Here is a 22642-nt window from a genome sequence, read left to right on the forward strand (position 1 = left end):
CACCAGGCCTTCATGTGGAGCCACACCGATGAAGCTGCTGCTCGTTCCCGCCAGCCTGGCGGTGATCTACCTGCTCGCCTGGGCCGTATCCAGCGATCGCCGCGGCATTCGCTATCGCCCGTTGCTGGTGATGCTGGTAACCCAGATAGTGCTTGCCTTCCTATTGCTCAATACCAGCGCCGGCGCCTGGCTGATCGGTGGCTTCGCCGCCGGGTTCGAAGCGCTGCTCGGCTTCGCCGGAGAGGGCATCGAGTTCGTCTTCGGTGGCATGGTCAACGAAGGCGCGTTCTCGTTTTTCGTCGCGGTGCTGCTGCCGATCGTCTTCATCTCCGCGCTGATCGGCATTCTCCAGTACATCGGCGTGCTGCCGCTACTGATGCGCGGTATCGGTTGGCTGCTCAGCTGGTTCAACGGCATGGGCAGGCTCGAGTCCTACAATGGCATCGCTTCACTGGTGCTCGGCCAGTCGGAAGTGTTCATCTCGCTCAAGAAGCAGCTCGGCCGATTGCCCAAGCAGCGGCTCTATACCCTCTGCGCCTCGGCGATGTCGACGGTCTCGATGTCGATCGTCGGCGCCTACATGCAAATGATCGAGCCCCGCTTCGTGGTCACCGCGCTGGCGCTCAACCTGTTCGGCGGCTTCATGATCGCATCGATCATCAATCCCTACCGGGTTTCCGCCGACGAGGACCTGCTCGAAGTCGAGAATCCACGCAATCAAGCATTCTTCGAGATGCTCGGCGAATACATCCTCGACGGTTTCAAGGTCGCGGTGATCGTCGCCGCCATGCTGATCGGCTATGTCGCGCTGATCGCGATGATCAACGGCCTCTGCGAGTCCTTGGTCGGGATAGACTTCCAAACCCTGATCGGCTATCTGTTCGCCCCGCTGGCGATACTGATCGGCATCCCGCCGGCGGAATCGGTGGCCGGGGGCAGCCTGATCGCGACCAAGCTGTTGAGCAACGAGTTCGTCGCCATGCTCCAGCTCGGCCAGTACACCGAGCTCGGGCCGCGCGCGGTCGGCATCATCTCCGTCTTCCTGGTCTCGTTCGCCAACTTCTCGTCGATCGGTATCATCGTCGGCGCGATCAAGGCGCTCAACGACCCCCAGGGCACGGAGGTCGCCCGCTTCGGGCTCAAGCTGCTCTACGGCGCCACCCTGGTCAGCCTGCTGTCGGGAACCGTCGCTGGCCTGTTCCTATGAAAGGGAACGTCCCGAGCAGCCACATCGACAGAAGGAGTGCCGACATGCGGCGATTCAAGCGCATCCACCTGATCGTGCTCGATTCGGTGGGCATCGGAGAAGCACCCGACGCTGCGGCATTCGGCGATCTCGGCGCAGACACCCTGGGCCACATCGGCGCTACCGTGGAAGACTTCCACCTGCCTCACCTGGCCGCGCTAGGGCTCTCCAACATCCGCACCGCGCACGGGCTCGCGCCGATCGACGGCGTGCCGGCCGCCGAGGCACCGGCAGGCCGGGTCACCCGGATGATCGAAGCGTCAAAGGGCAAGGACACCATGACCGGCCATTGGGAGCTGATGGGGCTTAAGATCGACACGCCCTTCCAGGTCTTCCCCGAGGGCTTTCCGCCTACGCTGATCGAACGGATCGAGACGCTCAGCGGCCGCCGGGTGATCGGCAACAAACCCGCCAGCGGCACCGACGTGCTCGACGAACTCGGGATGGAGCAGGTCGAGACCGGTGCCCTGATCGTCTATACCTCGGCGGACTCGGTGCTGCAGATCGCCGCCCACGAGGAGGTAGTGCCGATCGATGAGCTCTATGCGATCTGTGCGAAGGTGCGCGAGCTCACCCTGGCGCCGGACTGCCGGGTCGGGCGGGTGATCGCCCGTCCGTTCCTCGGCCATCGGCCAGGAGAGTTCATGCGCACCGCCAACCGCCACGACTATGCATTGAAACCATTCGCCCCCACCGTGCTCGACGCGCTCGAGGCCAGCGGCTTCGCTACCATCGGCATCGGCAAGATCGGCGACATCTTCGATGGCCAAGGCATCTCCAGGAGCCTGCGCACCCAGTCGAACGCGCACGGTATCGATACCCTGCTCGAAGTGCTCGACGAGCCGTTCGAGGGGCTATCGTTTCTCAACCTGGTCGACTTCGATGCGATCTACGGCCACCGGCGCGATCCCCAAGGCTATGCCCGCGCGCTCGAGGCCTTCGATGCCCGGCTGCCAGAGCTGCTCGCCGCCCTCCAAGCCGACGACCTGCTGCTGCTCACCGCCGATCACGGCAACGACCCGACTTTTCGCGGCACCGACCATACCCGTGAACGGGTGCCGCTGATCGCCTGCTCGCCGCGTTTCGCCGGCGGCGGCGTACTGCCCGAGCGAACCAGCTTCGCCGACGTCGGCGCCACCATCGCCAAGAACTTCGGCGTCACCGCACCCGACCACGGCGAGAGCTTTCTCGTCGAGCTCAACTGAATCGTTCCGAGGAAAAAACCGATGCGAATGGTCGACATCATCGAGAAGAAGAGAAACGGCGAGTCGCTGTCGCGCGAGGAGATCGAATTCTTCGTCGATGGCTACAGCCGCGACGAAATCCCCGATTACCAGGCCGCGGCGCTGGCGATGGCGATCTACTTTCGCGATATGGATGATCGTGAACGAGCCGATCTTACCCTGGCGATGGCCAACTCGGGCGACACCCTCGACCTCGGCGAGATAGAGGGCATCAAGGTCGACAAGCACTCCACCGGCGGCGTCGGCGATACCACTACGCTGGTGCTAGGCCCGCTGGTCGCCGCGCTGGGCGTACCAGTGGCGAAGATGTCCGGACGCGGCCTGGGCCACACCGGCGGTACCATCGACAAGCTCGAATCGATCGCCGGGTTCAATGTCGAGCTCTCGAGCGCCGCCTTCATCGACCAGGTCAATCGCCACCGGCTCGCGGTGATCGGCCAGAGCGGCGACCTGACGCCTGCGGACAAGAAGCTCTATGCGCTGCGCGACGTCACCGCGACGGTGGATTCGATCCCGCTGATCGCGAGCTCGATCATGAGCAAGAAGATCGCCGCCGGCGCGGATGCGATCGTGCTCGACGTCAAGTGCGGCGAAGGCGCCTTCATGAAGAGCGTCGACGACGCCCGGCGCCTTGCCGAGGCGATGGTGCGGATCGGCAATCAGGTCGGCCGGCGAACCATGGCGGTGATCTCCGACATGAGCCAGCCGCTCGGTCGCGCGATCGGCAATGCCCTGGAAGTCGAGGAGGCGATTCAGACCCTGCGCGGCGAAGGCCCCGCTGACCTGCACGAGCTGTGCCTGACGCTCGGCGCCCAAATGGTGGTACTCGCAGGGCGCGCCGCGAATCTGGATGAAGCCCGCGCCCTGCTCGAAGCGGCGATGGCCGACGGCCGCGCGATCGAGACCTTCAGGCGCTTCGTCGCGAACCAGGGCGGAGACGCCTCGCTGATCGACCATCCAGAGCGGCTGCCCCGGGCACGCCGCCAGGTCACGGTCGAGGTGCCGCGCGACGGCGTGGTCGCCCGGCTCGATGCCGCGCTGCTCGGCACGGCGGTGATGAAACTCGGTGCAGGTCGTGAGACCAAGGCCTCGACGATCGATCTCGCCACCGGCATGGTGCTCAACGCCAAGGTCGGCGATCGGGTCCGCGCAGGCGAGCCACTGCTGGTGCTGCACGCCAACCAGGACGATCTCGACGAGGTGCTCGAGCTGGTCCACCGCGCGGTGGTGGTCAGCGAACACGCCGAACCGCCGGTATTGATCCACGAACTGGTCAGCGCCTGATTCCATCCGCGGGCCGAGTGCCCGCACCGCAAGGAGCTTCTTCCATGCCGACGCCCCATATCGAGGCCGCGCCCGGCGCATTCGCCGATGTCGTCCTGCTCCCAGGCGACCCGCTGCGCGCCAGGTACATCGCCGAAACCTTCCTCGAGGCCCCCGAACTGGTCAACCAGGTTCGCGGCATGCTCGGCTACACCGGCGAATACAAGGGCCGGCGCGTCTCGGTGATGGGCTCGGGGATGGGTATTCCATCGAGCTCGATCTATGCCACCGAACTGATCCGCGAGTATGGAGTGAAGCGCATCATCCGGGTCGGCTCGTGCGGCGCGGTCGACCCCTCGATCGGGCTGCGCGACATCGTCATCGGCGCCGGCGCCTGCACCGACTCCAAGGTCAATCGCAGCCGCTTCCACGGCCACGACTTCGCCGCCATCGCCGACTTCGACCTGGTTCGCGCGGCGGTGGAGGCCGCCGAAGCGCGCGGTACCGAGGTCAGGGTCGGCAACCTGTTCTCGGCCGATCTGTTCTACAGCCCCGAGCCCGCGCTGTTCGACACCATGGCTCGCTTCAACATCGTCGGGGTCGAGATGGAGGCCGCCGGCCTGTATGGACTCGCCGCCGAGTTCGGCGCCCGGGCGATGACCATCTGCACGGTATCCGACCACATCAAGCGCGGTGAAGCCACCAGCGCCGAGGAGCGCGAGCGTAGCTTCGCCGCGATGATCGAGATCGCCCTCGACGCGGTACTGCGCGACGATCTCCGTCATCCAGGGTGATGGTGGGGAACGGTAACGCTCAGGCCCGCGATACCTCCCCTCCCTCCCGCCGTGAGGCAGCGCTGCCGAGCAGCACCATGTGGACCGGGCGCCAATGCCTGACCAGGCGCTGCAGCAGGATCGGCCCGATCAGGCCGCAGGCGAAACTCATCGCCAGCAGCCATTCGCTGGCGATGTAGTCGTCGAGCTGCAGCTGCTTCATCACGATCCGCGAGCCGGAGATGAACAAGGTATGGAACAGGAACACGGCGTAGGAATACGCGCCCAAGCGGGCCAGCGTCATGTTTCGCCAATCGAGGAAGTAGAGCGCCAGGCAGCTTGCCGCGGAGAGTCCGATCGCCCACGGCAAGGTCTTGCTCTCCAGCAGCGTGTCACGATCGAGCAACAGCACCGGCAGGCCGCATAGCGGCACGATCAGCCACAGGCTTGCGACCGCCATACGGCGGGTGGCGCGCGAAGGGCGCACCGCGAAGCGCTGTGCCCAGACGCCGAGAAGGAAAAACGGCAGCAGATAGAGCGCACCGCTGATCGCAAGCAGCCCAGAGCCATCCCCCGACCAGAACGTCGCCACCAGCGCCACGGCCAGGCAGCCGCCCAGGTACAGCGGCGTGCTCAAGAGCCCTCCGAGCTCCAGCACTGCGACGATCAGGAAAATCAGCAGCAGCGCATCGAGATACCACAGCACGGTGATCGGATAGAGCGGCGACCAAAGCGCATCAATCAGGCTATGTTCGCCCTCGCTGCCGAGATAGACCTGCAGCAGCGCGAGCGGCAGGCCGACGAACAGCAGAGGTAGTCCGAGACGGCGCAGCTTGCCCCGGGCGAAACCAACCAGCATCTCCGCCTGGACCGGTTTCAGCGCATAGACATAGCCGGAAAGAAAGGTGAACAGCGGCATGCGCAGGTAGGTGAAGGAGTCTGCGAAGCTGACCAGGAGCGAGCCATCCTTCAAAAGCGACGCACGGGTATAGCCGTCGACCGCGTGGTAGAACACCAGCAGCAGACAGGCGAGTCCCCGCAGCGTGTCGATCTTCGTTCTTCTCTGCGCCGGCGACGACATCCGGGCGAGCAGGCTCGAATCCGGCGACATCCAGACCCCCTCTGGTCATGCGAAAGGAGACCCATCCACCTTCTCGGGTAGTGGAAAGATTCGGCACGAGGGCGCTGGGTCGTTGGGCATGGCGCGGCTGAGGCCGGCCCTGTTGCTCGCGAACCGTCAAGCAGTCGCTACGGGCAGTCGAGCCGACTGGCGACGAAAGTCGATGCCGACCATGCCAGAGCAAAGCCTAACATGTTGAATCGCGCCATCTGGGAGTGAAAAACCGGCAAAATCCGCCAATTGCGTTCATTTAATGCCAATCGCGAACTTGCTTACGGTCGAGAGAAGAAAATTACCAGCGGGTCACGCTGAGGCAGGCACGGCCTCTACCATCGCCAGCGCCTGATCGAGCACCTCGATCCCAGCTCCCGGTCGATGGGCGTTCTCCGAAAGATGACGACGGAACCGCCGGCCGCCGCGCTGCCCCTGGAACAGCCCGAGCAGATGACGGGTGAGGTGATTGAGCCGAGCGCCCTGCTCGAGCCGCGCGACCATGTAGGGCCGAAACGCCAGCAGCGCCTCGGCACGGCTCACCACCGGGCGCTCGGCACCGAACAGCCGCTGGTCCACCTCGGCGAGCAGATAAGGATTCTGGTAGGCCTCGCGCCCGACCATCACCCCGTCGAGCGGCGCCAACTGCTCGACACAAGCCTCGAGGCTCTTGAGTCCCCCGTTGATCGCGACCCAAAGCTCCGGGCGACGCGCCTTGAGCCGATGCACCCTCGCATAGTCCAGCGGCGGTACCTCACGGTTCTCCTTCGGCGACAGCCCCTGGAGCCACGCCTTGCGCGCATGGACGATGAACGTCTCGCACCCTCCCAGGTCGGCCACCGTATCGACGAACCGATCGAAGTCCTCTTCCGCATCCTGATCGTCGATACCGATCCGGCACTTGACCGTCACCGGAATGCCCACCGCGTCACGCATCCGCCTCACGCAGTCCGCCACCAACCCGGGGTGCGCCATCAAGCAGGCACCGATCATATTGTTCTGCACCCGATCGCTCGGACAGCCGACGTTGAGATTGACCTCATCGAAGCCCCACTGCTCAGCGATCGCCGCGCACTCCGCCAGCGCCCCAGGATCGCTCCCCCCCAACTGCAAGGCCAAAGGCTGCTCGAGCTCATCGAACCCAATGAAACGTTCGCGCGGCGCGCCATGCAGCAAAGCCCCGGTAGTCACCATCTCGGTGTAGAGCAGCGCCTCGCGGGTCAGGCCACGAGCGAAAGCGCGATACTCCCGCGTCGTCCACTCCATCATCGGGGCGACGGAAAACCGCCGTGCCCGGTCAGCGCGCGGAATCTCAGGTGTCACGGGGCTTGCAGCGTTGTCGGGCATGGTTACGTTTGGCATGGTTTAGGGGTGTTTTGCTAGGTTTTCGCCGTTTCCTTGGAACAAAGGCGCAGGCAAGGCCAGGTCAGAAAACGGAAAAAGAAAGACGGCAGTTTCTCATACACCGTGCAGGTTCGCATAACGCAGGGTGGCCAGCCCCGTACAGCGAGACACGCATCTTTCCACGCAAGGCGATGGCAGAGGAATGGGCCAAACGCCGCGAGCTCGAGCTGGCCGAGCCGGGCGGGGCGGGGTACTGCTGGCTCGATGGAAAGGAGTGACGCTCGATGATGCGATCGAGCGTTACCAGCAAGAGTACATGGCCGGTGCTGGGCGGACGAAGAAGGCGACGATGAATGCGCTACGCCGCTTCCCCCTCGCCCGCCGCGAGATCGCCCAGATGCTCAGCGGCGAGTTCATCTTTCCTTATGAATCAAAATCGATCGGAAGCCGCTGGGCGCGGGCAACGGCAGCGCTCGCGATTGATGATCTAAGCTTCCATGACCTAAGCCACGAAGGCACGTCCAGGCTATTCGAAAGGGGCTACGACATAGTCGAGGTGCAGCAATTCACGCTGCATGAGAGCTGGGACATGCTCACGCGCTATACCAATCTGAAACCCGAGGAGCTGAAATTGCGGGATTAAAGGCGATCAATTCAGCCCGATTCCGATCACTCGATCAAAGATTCTTTCGAGTGGCGCATAATCGCATAGATAGGCTGAGATATTGGCCTTTATCCATTCAGTATGTTCAATGCCTTCCCAGTCGATCTCGAAACCTGAATTGATAATCAAGTGCTCGAACAATAAGCGCTGCGTGCGACCATTACCTTCGCGAAAGGGGTGAATTACGTTCAAGTCACCATAGAACTCGGCGACAGCGGGAACTAAGGCATCACGGTTAAGCTCTATAAGCCATTGTTCCCGCTCAAGACGTCTAAACAACTTATCCGCCTCTCGCTCGATGAATTTCACGTTGCAAAAGCGGGTCGAGCCTTTCGAGATGTCGACACGACGCAATTCACCAGCCCATTCATAGAGATCAGAGAACAGCTGGTGATGGAGCGTTTGGAGATAACCCAGATCGTAAGGCGGTGGAAAGAATTTAATTGAACTGGCAGCAATAAAGCTTATGTCTCGCTCGGCTCGCTCCAGCTCATCAAAATCCTTGATATTGAGCAGATTTAGCAGCGTGCCGGTGCCTTTATAACAATAGGGATCGCCCTCAACACCATACTTATCAGTCACGTATCGTTCCGTCCGGCGCTCGACGGTATTTTCGAATCAGCTCGTCTTTAGAAAGACCCAGCTCAGATTCAGGTGCAGGCTCAATACCTTCGAGACGTAGGCTGTGCCGATAGTTCGCTAGCTTAACCCTTTCGAAGTAAGCCCGCTTGGTGGCCAAAGATACATCGCGCATGTATGCGTCCTCCTATCCGTCTGCAATCCGTATGTTGAATCATACACTCGCTCGAAAGGCAGATCACGGTTTAGGCGCTCATTCGTTCATCTTCTGCCAATCCCGCATCGCCTGCTCTCGACATTCATCGAGGTAAGTCGCAAGGTCAGCCACATTGACCAGCCAAGGCGCCTTCTGCGAGCGCACCGCGCGATACGCCGGCACCGGCAATCGCTGCGCCAGAGGCCTGGACGCAACCGTACGTTGGGTCGCGCTCCAAGCGGCGGAAAAAAAGATTGCAGTCTCTCATACACTGCGCGGATTCGCATTATGCATGATGACCGCATGGCCGGCGCTGAAGCGCTTACCTTCCGGCGCACGACGGTGGCGCCTTTTGGAGACGCTTACTTTCAGCGCAGCCCCAGCTCCAGTGCTTCTTGATACTCATCCACTGCGCTTTCGGCGTCGTCGAGCTCCTTGAACCGGGCGATGTTGAACAGCGCTTCGCCGCGGTTGACCAGGGGCAGGTTGTTGATCCCGATCACGATGCCATCGCCGGGGGCAGGTACTTCCGCCTGGACGTCGCCGATCGGGCTCGCCACCAGGCCCAGGATCTGCCCGGGCGAGACCCGGGCGCCGAGCCGGATTCGAGGCCGCAGGATGCCGTCCTGCGGTGCGCGCACCCAACTGGCACCCAGCGCGACTTCGGAAGCGGCCGATCGGCCGCGTCCCGCAGGGATCATCTTGAGCTTTCGCATGACCCTGAGTATGCCGCGTACGCCCGCGCTGATCGCCCACTCGTCGAAGCGTAGCGCCTCGCCGGCCTCGAAGGTCAGCACCGGGATGCCCCTGCCCTGGGCGTAGGCGCGCAGGCTGCCCTCACGCAGTGGCGCGTTGAGAATCACCGGTGCGCCGAAGGCCTCGGCCATCTGCCTGGATGCGTCGTCGACGCCGAGCTGCAGACGCACCTGGGGCAGGTTGCTGCGATGCAGGGCGCCGGTGTGCAGGTCGATGATATGGCTGGCGCGGTCGACCACCTCGCGGCGAAACAGCGCCGCGACCCGGGCGCCGAGGGAGCCGTCCTCACGGCCGGGAAAGCAGCGGTTGAGGTCGCGCCGGTCGGGCAGGTAGCGCGAGTGCTGGACGAAGCCGAGCACGTTGACGATCGGCACCGCGACCAGGGTGCCGCTCAGCCCGTCGAGGCGGGACGAGTGCAGCAGCCGGCGTACGATCTCGACGCCGTTGATCTCATCGCCATGAAGCGCGCCGCAGACCAGCAGCACAGGTCCGGGCCGACGGCCGTGGATGACCTCGACGGGAATCGGCAGCGGCGCGTGGGTGTAGAGCCGAACGATCGGTACGTCGAGGCTGAGACGCTGGCCAGGAGAGATGCGGTGACCGGCGATCTCGAAATCCGGGCGCGACGTATGGGGTCCGGTACTCAAGCCAAGGGCCTCTGGATACGGGGCGAAGCGGCGATGATGGCATGAGCCGCCGGTGCCAGCCGACGCCGATGCTCAGCCACGCTCGAGCCGCGCCCGCAGGTTGGATTCGCGCCAGATCCTGCGCTGCGCGGCGGTCTCGATCAACCCGGGCGCGGCGGTGGCCAGTTCGCAGTGTCGCCGCGCGCGGGTGATGCCGGTGTACAGGAGCTCGCGAGTGAGGATCGGATTCGGCTGGTCGGGCAGCACCAGCAGCACGCGCTCGAACTCCGAACCCTGCGACTTGTGCACGGTCATCGCGAACACGGTCTCGACATCGTTGAGCCGTCCAGGCGTGATCGCGCGCAGGCCGTCGCGCTGCTGGAAGAACACCTTGAGCCGTCCGGCAGACTCGGGATCGGGCAGGGTCAGGCCGACATCGCCATTGTAGAGCCCGAGGCGCGGATCATTGCGGGTCACCATCACCGGGCGGCCGGCGAACCAGCCCCGGGTGGCGCCGATCAGTCCCGCGCGGGCGAGCTCCGCGAGGACCAGCGCATTGAGCCCCTCTACGCCCCAGGGGCCACGGCGCAGCGCGCAGAGCAGTTGGAAACGCCCGAAACGCTCGAGCGCGAGCAACGGATCCTTTTCGCCCTCGAGCTCCTGCAGGTAGCCGCGGTAGCCCTCGACTGCGCGCTCGACCAGCCGGGTATCGCGCTCGCCGGAGAGTTCGAGCCGCGACAGGTCGGCATAGCCTGCGCTCCAGCAGCGCCGCAATGCCTCGATATCACCGGCGTTGACCGCCTGCGCCAGCGCACCGATGCCGCTGCCACCGTCGAAGCGATAGCTGCGTTTCAGGGTGACGACGTGATCGGCCAGCGGTGAGGCCGCGTCGGTATCGGGCAGCGTTTGCGCGGTGAGCGCGGCCAGGCGCTCGCGCAGCGGCAAGGAGAAGCCGTCGGCATCGGCACACAGCTCACCGAGCACCGCACCGGCCTCGACCGAGGCGAGCTGGTCGCGATCGCCGAGCAGCACCAGCCGGGCTTCCGGCGGCAGCGCCTCGAGCAGCGCCTGCATCAGTTCGAGATCGATCATCGAGGCCTCGTCGACCACCAGCAGGTCGAGCGGCAGCAGGTTGGCCGCATGGTGGCGGAAATGACGGGTGTCCGGTCGCGCGCCGAGCAGCCGATGCAGCGTGCTCGCCTCCTGCGGGATCGTCTCGCGCAGCGCGGGATCGCCGACCAGGCGTTCCACCGCGCCGGCGATAGACGCCGAAAGCCGCGCAGCCGCCTTGCCGGTGGGTGCGGCGAGGCGCACCCGCAGCGCCCTGCCCTGCCCCTCGATCGCCTGCTGCTGCAGCAGGGCGAGCAGCTTGACCACCGTGGTGGTCTTGCCGGTGCCCGGGCCGCCGGAGATGATCGCAAGCCGCTGGCAGAGCGCCAGCGCGCAGGCGATCTTCTGCCAGTCTGGTTCGTCCGGCTCGAGCGCCGGGTCGCGCGGAAACAGCCGTGCGATCGCGTCGATGACGCCGGTGCCGAGCGGCTCCGGCGCGCCGAGCCGGGCACCGAGGGCGCGCGCCACCGCGCCTTCGCAGTACCACAGCCGGTAGAGATAAAGCCGTTCACCATCGAGCACCAGCGGTGCCGGCGCCCGGCGCCCGGCGAGCAGGTCAGCGGCCGGCGCCACCAGCGCAGAGGCCAGGAGCCGCGCGGCCCAGGTCGCGCCGCGATCAAGCCCCAATGCATCGAGCAGCGGCCTGGGCCCACTCGTCTCGCTACCGCCGCGTCGGCCGTCCTGGGGCGGCAGTGACAGCACTGCGTCGGGATCGAGCAGCGCGCGCCCCAGATCGAGGCAGATATGGCCGCGCCCGAGCTGATGGCTGACCAGCGCCGCCGCCAGGCGCACGGCGGGATCGTCGGTGCCGAGAAAGCGGGCGAAGTGGGCATCCAGCGGGCGCAGCCAGCCAAGTTCGGTCCAGCGCTCGAACAGCGTATCGAGATCCGGCGCGGTCGGCCGCGGCTCCTCGAACAACCCCAGCTGATGGCCGTCGTCCTGCGTTCTAGCCGCCATCTTTGATCTCCCCGACAGGCGCCTCGACGCTTGCGTCCCCCGCGAGCAGCCGGTCGAGCGCCTCGATCAGCACCGGCGACGGGCGGCGCCTGAATACCCCTTGGTCGGTGCGCTCCGCGTCCACCCCGCGCAGGAACAGATAGAGCACGCCACCGAAGTGGCGCTCGTAGTCGTAGTCCTCGATCCGTACCCGCAGGTGCCGATGCAGCGCCAGGGCATAGAGCACGTACTGGACGTCGTAGCGGTGGCTGACGATCGCCTGGAGCAGCCCCTGTTCCCGGTAGGCCTCACCGCTATCGCCCAGATGGTTGGACTTCCAGTCGAGCAGGTACCAGCGCCCCTCGAAGCAGAACACCAGGTCGATGAAGCCGCGCAGCATGCCTTCGAGCCGCCTGGGCGCGAGGGTCGGATAGTTCGCCTGCGCGCCCAGCGGCTCGAACCGGCGGATCAGCCGATCGATATGCCCGGCCTGGGTCGGTGCCACCGGCAGCCAGAACTCGAGCTCGGCCTTCCACGCCCCCAGCGCATCGAGACGCAGCCCCGGAAGCTCCGGATCGAGCGGGGCGCCGAGCAGCCGCCCGAGCCATTCTTGCAACGGCTGCCGCCAGCCGGGATCGAAGGCGCTGCGCCGGAGCCGGTGTTCGACCAGCGCATCGAGTTCGAGACGGTAGTCCGGCTCGGCCAGGCGGTCGAAGTCGAGCGCCTCGAGCAGCGTGTGCAGGAAGGTGCCGGCACGCGGCCCCCTGGGGAAGTCGTTGATCCGGCCCAGCGGCGGCGCGGGCACCGGCGTACGCTCATCAAACACCTCGAGGTCGAGCCCTGCCGGCAGCAGTGCGACGTCGAGCGCATCCTCATCGCCATCGCCGCGCCGGGCATCCTCGACCAGCGCGGTGTAGGACGAGATCCACCAGCCGCGGGAGATCTCGCCGCCGAAGCGCCGCGCCTGCCGCGGGACAGCAGCCGCGGCCGCCATTTCCAGGGGCCGCAGCGGCGGCTCGGGAGGCGGCGCGAGCGCGATCACTCGGCCATCGGCCAGCGCTTCGAGCCGCTCGCGCAGTGCGCGGCCGCCGAGCGCTGCGCCATCGCCGAGCAAAGTGCCCAGCGCGCTATGCTCGAGCGTGGTGGCGTCATCGTCGTCACCGCGCAGGCGACGGCCCTTGTAAAGCGGCGCGATGCCGACACGACAAGCGTAGCGGGCCCGGGTCAGCGCCACGTAGAGCAGGCGCAGGTCCTCGGCCAGGCGAGCCTCGTCGGCGAGCGCGACCAGTCCGTCGTCGGGCGCCAGCGCCACCACCCGGCCATACTCGGGATGATCGACCACCAGCGGGCCCTGCGGCCGCTCGACCCGCCGGTAGTCGCAGGGAAACGGCAGGTAGACCAGCGGATACTCGAGCCCCTTGGACTTGTGGATGGTCACCACCCGTACCAGCTCCTCGTCGCTCTCCAGCCGCTGGATCAGCGCCTCGGGGTCGAGCCCACGCTCGAAGCGCCCACTCAGCGCGCGGTGCAGCCAGCGCAGCAGCGCCTGTTCGCCATCGAGCACCTGGCTCGCGCTCTGGGCCAGCTCGGCGAGATGGAGCAGGTCGGTGAGGCTGCGCTCGCCGTCGTCACGAGCGAGCAGCCGCGCACCGACATCGAAGTCATGCATCACCCGGCGGATCATCGCCAGTACGCCGACCCGGCGCCAGTCGCGGTGGTAGTCTTCGAAACGCTCGACCATCGACTCCCAGTGGCGTTCGTCGTCGATCAGCCGAGCGACCTCATCGAGCTGGTCGGAGAGCAGGCGGGTGGCGATCGCCGCGCGCAGCGCGCGATCGCGCTTGGGCTGCGCCACCGCCTCGAGCAGTTGAAGCAGCCAGAACGCCTCCTGGGTCTCGAACACCGAGGCCTTCTGGCTCAGGTAGACGCTCTTGATCCCGCCGCGGGCAAGCGCCTCGCGCACCGCCAGCGCCTCGGTGCCAGTGCGCACCAGGATGGCGATATCGGCGGCGCGCAGCGGGACCAGGCCGCCCTGCTCGCCGACGAAGCCCGCCCGGCCAGCGCCGGCCCCTTCGAGCAGCCGCTGGATGTCCGCCCGCACCGCCTCGCTCATCGTACGCAGGTAGCTAGCGCGGTCCACGCTCGCGTCCGACGCGGGCAGCCAGCAGGTCAGCGCCGCGATGGTTTCGCCGTCGAAGGCCAACCGCTCGGCGCGACCTTGCGCCTCGCTCGGGGTGAACACGATGCCGGGATCGCGAAAGGGCGTGGATGAGAGCGAAAACAGGCGATTGACCGCCTCGACCATCGCCACGCTCGAGCGGAAGTTGCGCTTCAGCGTATAGCGCGCCTCGACCCGCTGGCGAGCGGCGAGGTAGGTGCCGACATCGGCATTGCGAAAGGCATAAATCGCCTGCTTGGGGTCACCGATCAGCAGCAGCGCATGGGGCTGGGCATCACCGCCCTGGGCGCCTAGTGCGCCAGGCCCGCGTCTCCCTGGATGGATTCCCCCTGGATGGATTCCCCCTGGATAGACCCGCTCGAAGATCCGGTACTGGCGAGCGTCGGTGTCCTGGAACTCATCGATCAGCGCCACCGGCAGCTCGACGCGGATGCTGCGCGCGAGTCGTTCGCCGAGCGGACCGGCCAGCGCCTGGTCGAGCTCGACCAGCAGATCGTCGAAATCGAGCAGCCCTTCGCTGCGCTTTCGCGCGGCGAGCTCGCGCTCGAGCACCTCCAACGCATGGGCGATCAGCGCCGGGCGGGCGTCGACCAGCCCGGCCTGGCACTCGGCGAGCGCATCGAGCGCATCGAACAGCGCATGCCCAGGCGGCTGGCATCCTTTCTTCGCCGCCGCTTCGAGCCGCGCCGCGCCGAGCCAGGCGCGCCCTTTGTCGTCGAGCAGCGCCTGGGGCAGCAACGGCGCATGGCCGGCGCACCACTGGCGCAGCGCATCGAGCCGGGGTGCGAGGCTTGCCTTGGAGACCCGGTTGGCGGCAAAGACCTTCTCCGCCAACGCTTGCTCGAACAGTGCTTCGAGGGCCTGCGAATCGAACGCCGCGCGCACCCGCGCCGCGGCGTCGGCGGCACGGGCCAGCCCGGCACGGCACGGAGCCAGCGCCTCCGACACCGAGCCCGGCGCCTCGACCTCCTTCCCGCGCCACAGCAGCCGCCGCTCGACATCGGCGCCGAGCGGTATCGCCAGCGCCTCGCTAAGCGCGGCGGGCCCTTCCCAGTAGCTCTGGATCAACGCTTGGGCGTCGCTATCGAGCGGATAGAAGTGCCGCCGCCAGTAGTCCTCGAGCCCCTGTTTGAACAGCGCCGATCCATCGGCGGTGAGTTCGACCGCAAAGCGGGTGCCGCTGTCGAAGGCATGACGCTTGAGCATCCGCTGGCAAAAGCCGTGGATGGTGAAGATCGCCGCGTCATCCATCATTCGAACCGCTTGGTCTAGACGCCTCGCCTGGGCGAGGGCCACATCGCCCTGGTACTCGGCAAGCAGTGCCGCCAGTGTGGCATCCGGTAGGAGGCGCCCGAGCAGCGCATCACGCGCCTCGCGCAGGCGCGCGCGAATGCGCTCACGCAGCTCCTCGGTGGCGGCGCGGGTGAAGGTGACGACCAGGATCTCGCTCGGCGCGAGCGGGCGTGCGAAGCCGTGCTCCGCGCCGTGGCCGAGCACCAGGCGAACGTAGAGCGCGGCGATGGTGTAGGTCTTGCCGGTACCGGCGCTGGCCTCGATCAGGCGGCGGCCGCTGAGCGGAAGACGGGGGATATCCAGCGGTTGGTCCATGAGCGCCATTAGAGCACGTTTGCCGCCCGACGCGGACCCTCGACGGCCCAGCGGCGAGCGCTTATGGTGAGGGCGAGGCTAGATACGATCGAGACACTCGAAGGCATCAAGAAGGCATCAACGACAACGAGGTCGACCAGACCACCCACGAGCGATCAAGGCAGGCGTAATGATCAAGCACATCGAGGCCAGCGGCAGCCATTACCAACTGGGCCTTGCCCACGGGCGCGAAGCGGCGCAGGAGATCCGCCTGAGCCTGTCCAACTATGCCCAGCTGTTCGACCAGATCGACGGCATCACCTGGAGCGAAGCACGCACCATCGCCGAAGGCTTCAAGGCACCGATAGAGGCCTGCTGTCCCGAACTGCTCGAGGAGATGGCCGGGATCGCCCTCGGCGCCAAGGTCGACCCACTCGACGTGCTGGTGCTCAACGCGCGCAGCGAAATCGCCCTGACCCGTGCCGAGATCACCGGCCGGCCGGCCCAGAGCGACGGCTGCTCGGCGTTCTCCGAGCGCCACGGCCAGATCCAATGGCTGGCGCAGAACTGGGACTGGAAGCCGGAACAGCAGGCGGCGTTGATCCGCCTCACCCTGCGTCCCGCACCCTCGCTCGGCAAACCCGCCCTGACCCTGATCACCGAAGCGGGGATCATCGGCAAGATCGGCTTCAATGCCGCGGGCGTGGGGGTCTGCCTCAACGCCCTGCGCAGCGCGCTGTGCCGGCCGAAGGTGCCGATCCACGTGCTGCTGCGCCGGGTGCTCGAGTGCGGTGATGCGCCTTCGGCGCAGGCGAGAATCGAAAGCGACGGCGCCGCCTCCCCGGCCCACCTGCTGATCGCCGATGGCGACTGCCATGCGGTGGCGATGGAGGTCTCGCCGCTGGGCGGCGCCTCGATGCTGCCGCGCGGCGGGCGGCTGTGCCATACCAACCATCTGATCTCGAGATTCCTGCCGCCGGGCCTGGAAGATGCGCCCTCCCCCGACTCCTTCGCCCGGCTCGCCCGGCTGGAGCAGCTGGGCCTGGGTGAAGCGCCCTCCTTCGCCTCGCTGCGCGCCCGCCTGTGCGACCGGGACGGCGCCCCCAATGCGATCAGTCGCGAGGTCGATCCCGCGGCCGAGCCGGCACGGCGTTCGGCGACGCTGTTCACCATCGTGATGAACCTCACCGAGCGGCGGGCCGAGTTCTCTCTCGGCCGCCCCGACCTCGACCCGCCGATCGAGACGCTGACCATCGACTGAGCCGCGCCGTCGAGCTAGCCGCGTGGCCGGTGCAGCGCCTCGCGGCGATCGACGTCGGCGAGCACGCCGGGATCGAGGCACTCGAGCTCGATCAGCGCCTCGCCCGCGCGCTCGAGCACCGAGCGCGCGCCGCGATCGCCATCGAGGCTGCACAACGCAGGCCAGAAGCGCCGCCCGAACAGCACCGGATGGCCGCCGCGTCCGTGATGCAGCGGGCGCACGATCCGCCGCTCATCGAGGCGCTCGATCAGCGCCTCGAGCGTGCGCGCGGCGACCCACGGCATATCGCCGAGCTGCACCAGCAGTGCGCTCGCGCGGCTTGCGCTGGAGATGCGGCTCACCGCGGCGGCAAGCGTCGCCCCCATGCCCTGCTCGCTCTCGGCCAGCGCCAGCGTGCGCCAGCCATGCGAGCCCGGGGCGAGGCCGGCGAGCGTCTCGCCCGCGCGCAGGGCGACGAAGCGCTCGGCATCGACGCCTTCGAGCGCGGCGAGGCTCGCCTCGAGCAGCCCACGCCCATCGTCCAACCGCGCCACGCGCTTGTCGGCGCCGAAGCGCCGCGCCCTTCCCGCGGCGAGCACCAGCATCGCCAGCCGGCTCACTGGGCGACGCCGCGATGGACGCGCAGCACGTCGGCAACGATCGACAGCGCGATCTCCGCCGGGCGCCTGCTGCCGAGATCCAGCCCGATCGGCATGTGAATCCGCCCAATCTGCGCCTGCGTCAGGCCGCCCGAGCGGGCGAGGCGCTCGGCGCGGCTGCGCGAAGAGGCCTTCGACCCCATCACCCCGACGTAGAATGCCTCGGTGCGCACCGCCTCGACCATGGCCGGGTCGTCGAGACGCGGGTCATGGGTGGTCGCCACCACCGCGGTAGCGGCATGGCAGGCCCCCGAGGCGACGAACAGCGCAGGCCACACCGCCTGCAGCTCGATCCCTTCGGCTTTGGCACGGGCAGCGAAAGCCAACCGCTCCCGCTCGCGCGGTTCGCACACGATCACCTCGAAGCCGAGCGCGCGGGCGAACTCGACGCAGTACTCGGCGACCGGAGAGAGTCCGGCCAGCACCAAGCGCAGCGCCGGGCCGATGCGCACCATCGCGGCGGCCTGTGCGGTGTCGCGCTGTTCGACCCAGGCGGTCTCGCCCAGCGCATGGTCGAGACGCAGCCTGTAGCGGCCGCTGTCGAGCTCGACCCGGCGCAGCATCGGCTGGCGCCCGAGCAGGGCGGCGTGAAGCACTTCGAGGTGGGTGATCCATTCATCATCCGCCGAGCGATGCTCGACCAGCACCTCGAGCACGCCGCCGCACGGCAGCCGCAGCCGCTCGCGCTCATCAGCGCGCTCGCCGTAGCGGATCAGCGTCGCCGGGCGCTCGAACTCGCCCTCGGCGAGCTGCTCGATGAAACGCTCCTCGACGCAGCCGCCGGATAGCGAGCCGAGGTAGTCGCCACCGTCGCGGGCGACCAGCAGCGCACCGGGCGACCTGGGCGCCGAGCCGTAGGTGTCGAGCACGGTGGCGAACCACACCGACGCGCCTTCATGCGCCCATTGCAGCGCTCGTTCCACCACCCGGAGGTCGAGATGTTCCATCCGCCCTCCTCAGCGTTCGTGTTCGCCCCAGCGCCTGACCACGCCGACGTCGATGTCGAACAGGTCGAGTACCCGGCCGAGGCTGTGGTCGACCATCTCCTCGAGACTCTGGGGACGGGCATAGAACGCCGGCACCGGCGGCGCGATGATAGCCCCCAGCTCGGCGAGCTCGGTCATGTGGCGCAGGTGGTTACGGTGCAGCGGCGACTCGCGCACCATCAGCACCAGACGGCGGCCTTCCTTGAGCACCACGTCGGCCGCGCGGGTCAAAAGCGAGGCGGTGGTGCCGGCGGCGATCTCGGACATCGAGCGGATCGAACAGGGTGCGACGATCATCCCCAGGGTGCGAAACGAGCCGCTGGCGATCGATGCCCCGATGTCCTTGCTCGAATGCACCACATCGGCCAGTGCCTCGACCTCGGCCGGTTTGTGGTCGGTCTCGAGCGCAAGGGTCAGCTTGGCCGATGGCGTCATCACCAGGTGGGTCTCGATCGGGGTGTCGCGCAGCAGCTGGAGCAGCCGCACGCCATAGATCGAGCCGGAGGCACCGGAGATGCCAATGATCAGACGCGCCGGCGCGCCGGCGCCTCGCGCGTAAGGAGGTGAGCAATGCAAGGCCTACTCCAGGGACGACGCGCGGTGAGCCCCGCGCGATGATTTGGCTGTCAGGTATCGATTGACTCTAGCATCTCGAGCAGCGGCCGGTAGAGCAACTCGCTGAAGCGGGCGAACCCGGCGCGCTCCAGCGCGGCGAAATCCGGCCACAGCTCGGCCAACGCCGGCCGCGCGCGACGCAGCGCCGGCCGCCGCCAATCACCCTGCTCGTAGCGCGCGCGCGCATTGTCACGTGCGATGTCGGCGTCTTCGTTCAGATCGATCAGGTAGTCGAGCGAAAGCTCGCGCAGCGCAGCGAAGGGCGCCCGCCAGGCTTCACTCCAGCACTCGAGCAGCGTGCGCAGCCTCGCCTCACTGGCTGAGGGCGCCAGCGCGGGCAGGTGCAGGCAACGATCCTCGAACAGCGCATGGGCGCTCACCGGCTCGCCATAGGCGACGCTGGCGGCGAGCTGGAACAGGTGGAGCTCGATCAGCCGGTGCGGCTTGCCCAACCGTTTGAGCCGACCCTGCGGGTCACGCTTGAGTTCACCGAAGGCGGTCGGCTCGAGCCGCCAGCAGCAAAGTCCCAGCGGGCCTTGGTGCAATCCATCGAGGCGCGATTCGAGCAGCAGCCCGCAGTGCTCGAGCTGAAGACTTTGCGCCGCGACCCGGCGCAGAGCGGCGGTCTCCTCGCTCCAGCGCTCGAGCTGGCGTTCGAGCGCGGGCAGCATATCGTCGAGCAGCGCAGCACCGAAGCCGAGCGCCGGCAGCCGCCCGGCCCGCTCGAGCCGCAGCGCCGCCTGCGCGAGCGAGCGTCCCTCGAGCGCCGCGCCGAGCAGCTCGCGCTTGAGCTGGTAGCGATCGCGCCCGTCGAGGGCGAACGGCTCGGCATCCTCGGCCAGCGCCTCGGGCTCGGCGAAGCGCACCCCGAGGCGCTCGCCCAGGCACACCGCCGGCGGGTCGCGCCACAGTCGCGCCAGCGCATCGAGCCCGATCCGCTCGGGGGGGGCGGCAAGCGCGGGGAGCGCGGCCCGCTCGGCAACGGGCTGGTGAAGCTTCAACCAGTGGTCGTCGTAGCTGAAAAGCGGCGAGCGGGTCCCTGCCCGAGCGGAGAAGTAGCGCGGCGAGAACGGCTGCAACGGGTGGTACTGGATCAAGCGTCGCTCGATCGACGCACGGGCGCGGGCATCGTCATCGCCGTCGTCATCCACCCGCCAGCCCTGAGTGATCACGTCGAGCAGCTCACTGACCAGCACGGAGGGCGGACGCGGCTGGTTGCTGCGCTGGTCGAAACCGACCCAGGAGAGGGTCAACCGCTCGCGGGTGGCGAGCAGCGCCTCGAGCATCAGGTAGCGATCGTCGTCACGCCGGGAGCGATCTCCGCCGCGCGGTCTCGCCGCCATCAGGTCGAAATCCTGGGTCAGCTGGGGACGCGGATAGTCGCCGTCGTTCATGCCGAGCAGATAGACGTGGCGAAACGGGATCGCACGCATCGGCATCAGCGTGGCGAAGTTGACCCGTCCGGCGAGAAAGCGCGGTGCCAGGCCGCCTTCGTCGAGCCGGGCCACCAGCGCCTCGCGCACCACCTCGAGCGGTATCTGGTCGCGGTAGTCGGCCAGCCGGCACGCCTCGCCCCAGCCATCCAAGGCGCTGGAGAGGCGCCCGAGGGTGTCGTATTCGTACTCTTCACGCGGCTCGAAGAAGCGCAGCATCAGCGCTTCGATCCGCGCCACCCAGCCTTCGCGGTCGGTCGGCTCGGCCAGCGTCCCGGCCGCCTCCTCGAGCGCCTCGACCAGGGTCGCGAGGCGCCCGACCAGGGCCGCATCGAGCCCCTGCACCTCATCGAACGGATCGACTTCGGCGAGCCCGGTCTCCTGCCCGGGCGGCGTGTCGCCCATCGCGTAGCCGAGCAGCATCCGCGACAGGCCGAAGCGCCAACTGTTGGCGTCGAGCGCCGGCAGCCCCAGCTGCTGGCGATGGGCGCTGGACAGTCCCCAGCGCACCCCGCTCTGCTCGAGCCATCGAGCGATTAGCTCGAGCTGGCCATCGAGGATCCCGAAGCGACGCCGGAAGGCAGGAATATCGAGCCAGTCGAGCAGCTCATTGACCGAGAGCCGACGATGCGGCAGCTCGAGCAGCGCCGTCGCACAGCCGAGCAGCGGGCTCGCCCGGCTGGCCCGGCGATCCGCGATGGAGAATGGGATCCGCCGCGGATCGTCGACGCCGAGGCGGCCGAACACCGCCTCGATGAACGGCGCATAGCGATCGATCTCGGGCACCAGCACGACGATGTCGCGAGGCGCGAGGGTCGGATCACGCTCGAAGCCATCGAGCAGCTGATCGAAGAGGATTTCTATCTCGCGCAGCGGCGAATGGGCGGCGACCAGGCGCACGGAATCGTCCTCGGCCTCGATCATCCGTTTGCCGCCCTCCTGCTCCGCGCGCTCGAAGGGATGGACCAGCTCGAGCACCTCTTGCTGGAGCTGCTCGAGCAGGCTTGCATCGTCGCCCGCGGCGCGGTCGCGGAACACATCGGCCTCAGCACTGAAGCCGTGGCTCTCCTCGAAGGCGTAGAGCGCCTGGATGAAGTCACGGCCCTGGGCACCCCAGCCGGCCAGCAGCGGATTGGCGCTCAAGTGCATCCGTGCGGGGTCGAGCTCGGCGAGCCCCGGGCGCTCGGGGTGCCGCCGCCGGGCCCACTCATCGCGTCTGAGCGCCTCGCGCTCGCTGACCACGTCGCCCCAGTAGTAGCGACAAGGGTTGGTCACCAGCAGCGTCACATCGATGTGCGCACTCAGCGCGTGCAGCGCCTCGACGATCGAGTGCGGCAGCGCCGAGATCCCGAAGACGAAGAGCCTCGGCGGCAGCCCCGGCGGCAGCGCGTCGAGCGCCGCCAGCCGCTCGATGAAGCGCCGGTGCAGCGCGGCGCGATGCAGCCCGCGCTGCTCGGGCGAGGCCGAATCGAGCAGTGCACGCCAGAGCTTCGGCTGCCAGCGCTGCTCGGGAGGAAGCACGAGATCCCCGGCGTCACGACCCTCGCTCCAGGCCTCGATCCAGTCGGGGCGATAGACCAGATACTGGTCGAACAGGGCGCTCAATCGCTCGGCCAGCTGGTGACAGTGGCGCGCAGCCGGCAGGCCGCTGTCGTCCCGCTCGCGTTCGAGGTAGTCGGCCAAGGGCGCGAAGTCGGGATCCCCCAGGCACCCGGGCAGCAGCGCCATCAATCGCCATACCAGCGCGGGACGGTCGAACGGCGACTGCTGCGGAATGCCTTGGCCGAGCAACACCCGGTAGGCGCGCCAGACGAAGCTCGCCGGCAGCGGGAACTCGATCGAGGCGGCCACTCCCTGGCGGCTGGCGATCGACATCTGCAGCCACTGCCCCATGCCGTTGGACTGGACCAGGAAGGTTTCGGACTCGAGCGGCGCCAGCGGCTCGCGCTCGATCATCGCCAGGGCAAGATCGCGCAGGTCCTCGATGTGATTGGCGTGGACGACGGTGAACATGGGCGCCTTGGCGGGAGTGGTGAACTGGTGGGGCGCCGAGCGCGGCGACAAGCGCTAGCGGCATTGACCAGTCTACCGGAGG

The 22642-nt window shown here is 67.3% G+C and carries 18 protein-coding genes; 6 read left to right on the forward strand and 12 right to left on the reverse strand.

All coding sequences use genetic code 11. The features are described 5' to 3' along the window. Nucleotides 1-28 precede the first annotated feature (28 nt). Genes Q376_RS0113385 through deoD form a run of 4 tightly spaced genes read left to right on the forward strand, consistent with a single transcriptional unit; the run spans nt 29 to nt 4547 of the window. A complete protein-coding gene (locus Q376_RS0113385; RefSeq protein WP_027350735.1) occupies nt 29-1207 on the forward strand; it encodes a NupC/NupG family nucleoside CNT transporter in 1179 nt (392 codons plus the stop codon). A 44-nt stretch (nt 1208-1251) separates the two neighbouring features. Further along, a complete protein-coding gene (locus tag Q376_RS0113390; RefSeq protein WP_027350736.1) occupies nt 1252-2451 on the forward strand; it encodes a phosphopentomutase in 1200 nt (399 codons plus the stop codon). Nucleotides 2452-2472: 21 nt separating this feature from the next. Then, nucleotides 2473-3774, forward strand: coding sequence for a pyrimidine-nucleoside phosphorylase (locus Q376_RS0113395; protein WP_027350737.1), 1302 nt, complete (start codon nt 2473-2475; stop codon nt 3772-3774). 44 nt (nt 3775-3818) lie between these two features. After that, nucleotides 3819-4547: a purine-nucleoside phosphorylase gene (gene deoD / locus Q376_RS0113400; RefSeq protein WP_027350738.1), complete on the forward strand. Its 729-nt coding sequence runs from the start codon at nt 3819-3821 to the stop codon at nt 4545-4547. 19 nt (nt 4548-4566) lie between these two features. On the opposite strand, the gene Q376_RS0113405 is transcribed toward deoD, so the two are convergent. Together Q376_RS0113405 and dusA are read right to left on the reverse strand one after the other, a co-directional pair. Further along, nucleotides 4567-5637, reverse strand: coding sequence for an acyltransferase family protein (locus Q376_RS0113405; protein ID WP_027350739.1), 1071 nt, complete (start codon nt 5635-5637; stop codon nt 4567-4569). 312 nt (nt 5638-5949) lie between these two features. Further along, a complete protein-coding gene (gene dusA, locus Q376_RS0113410; RefSeq protein ID WP_043448001.1) occupies nt 5950-6984 on the reverse strand; it encodes a tRNA dihydrouridine(20/20a) synthase DusA in 1035 nt (344 codons plus the stop codon). Between the two features lie 271 nt (nt 6985-7255). On the opposite strand from dusA, the gene Q376_RS0113420 reads away from it, so the two are divergent. Further along, nucleotides 7256-7624: a tyrosine-type recombinase/integrase gene (locus tag Q376_RS0113420; protein ID WP_027350741.1), complete on the forward strand. Its 369-nt coding sequence runs from the start codon at nt 7256-7258 to the stop codon at nt 7622-7624. Nucleotides 7625-7630: 6 nt separating this feature from the next. On the opposite strand, the gene Q376_RS0113425 is transcribed toward Q376_RS0113420, so the two are convergent. The 6 genes from Q376_RS0113425 to recB all read right to left on the reverse strand — a co-directional run bounded on the left by Q376_RS0113425 (nt 7631) and on the right by recB (nt 15644). Next, on the reverse strand, nt 7631-8227 hold the full coding sequence (locus tag Q376_RS0113425; protein ID WP_027350742.1) for a putative adenosine monophosphate-protein transferase Fic: 597 nt from the start codon (nt 8225-8227) through the stop codon (nt 7631-7633). Beyond that, nucleotides 8220-8399, reverse strand: coding sequence for a YhfG family protein (locus Q376_RS25655; protein ID WP_223302853.1), 180 nt, complete (start codon nt 8397-8399; stop codon nt 8220-8222). Before Q376_RS25655 ends, Q376_RS0113425 begins: the two co-directional genes overlap by 8 nt. Nucleotides 8400-8477: 78 nt before the next feature. Then, nucleotides 8478-8675: a pyocin activator PrtN family protein gene (locus Q376_RS25660; RefSeq protein ID WP_081803558.1), complete on the reverse strand. Its 198-nt coding sequence runs from the start codon at nt 8673-8675 to the stop codon at nt 8478-8480. 113 nt (nt 8676-8788) lie between these two features. Further along, a complete protein-coding gene (locus tag Q376_RS0113430) occupies nt 8789-9823 on the reverse strand; it encodes a succinylglutamate desuccinylase/aspartoacylase family protein (protein ID WP_027350743.1) in 1035 nt (344 codons plus the stop codon). 72 nt (nt 9824-9895) lie between these two features. Continuing rightward, nucleotides 9896-11869, reverse strand: a complete 1974-nt coding sequence (gene recD / locus Q376_RS22665; protein WP_052365253.1) for an exodeoxyribonuclease V subunit alpha — start codon at nt 11867-11869, stop codon at nt 9896-9898. Beyond that, nucleotides 11859-15644 carry an exodeoxyribonuclease V subunit beta gene (gene recB / locus Q376_RS0113440; protein ID WP_027350744.1) on the reverse strand — a complete coding sequence of 1262 codons (3786 nt, stop codon included), beginning with the start codon at nt 15642-15644 and terminating at the stop codon, nt 11859-11861. The genes recD and recB overlap by 11 nt, the downstream gene beginning before the upstream one ends. A gap of 160 nt (nt 15645-15804) precedes the next feature. Here recB and Q376_RS22670 point away from each other — a divergent pair, with 160 nt between their 5' ends. Continuing rightward, nucleotides 15805-16875, forward strand: coding sequence for a C45 family autoproteolytic acyltransferase/hydrolase (locus Q376_RS22670; RefSeq protein WP_052365254.1), 1071 nt, complete (start codon nt 15805-15807; stop codon nt 16873-16875). A 14-nt stretch (nt 16876-16889) separates the two neighbouring features. Here Q376_RS22670 and Q376_RS0113450 read toward each other — a convergent pair whose 3' ends face one another. From Q376_RS0113450 to recC, 4 genes are read right to left on the reverse strand one after another with little or no spacing between them, the layout of a single operon-like run. Continuing rightward, nucleotides 16890-17474 (reverse strand): nucleotidyltransferase family protein, encoded by a 585-nt coding sequence (locus tag Q376_RS0113450; protein ID WP_027350745.1) that lies wholly within the window; start codon nt 17472-17474, stop codon nt 16890-16892. After that, the gene (locus Q376_RS0113455; protein ID WP_027350746.1) at nt 17471-18460 is read right to left on the reverse strand and encodes an XdhC family protein; all 990 of its coding nucleotides are present in this window, start codon (nt 18458-18460) and stop codon (nt 17471-17473) included. Before Q376_RS0113455 ends, Q376_RS0113450 begins: the two co-directional genes overlap by 4 nt. A gap of 9 nt (nt 18461-18469) precedes the next feature. Beyond that, nucleotides 18470-19075, reverse strand: coding sequence for a UbiX family flavin prenyltransferase (locus Q376_RS0113460; RefSeq protein WP_052365255.1), 606 nt, complete (start codon nt 19073-19075; stop codon nt 18470-18472). 50 nt (nt 19076-19125) lie between these two features. Beyond that, the gene (recC, locus tag Q376_RS0113465) at nt 19126-22560 is read right to left on the reverse strand and encodes an exodeoxyribonuclease V subunit gamma (RefSeq protein WP_027350748.1); all 3435 of its coding nucleotides are present in this window, start codon (nt 22558-22560) and stop codon (nt 19126-19128) included. Nucleotides 22561-22642: the final 82 nt, after the last annotated feature.

It is taken from the genome of Halotalea alkalilenta DSM 17697, assembly GCF_000621205.1.
Lineage (GTDB): Bacteria > Pseudomonadota > Gammaproteobacteria > Pseudomonadales > Halomonadaceae > Halotalea > Halotalea alkalilenta.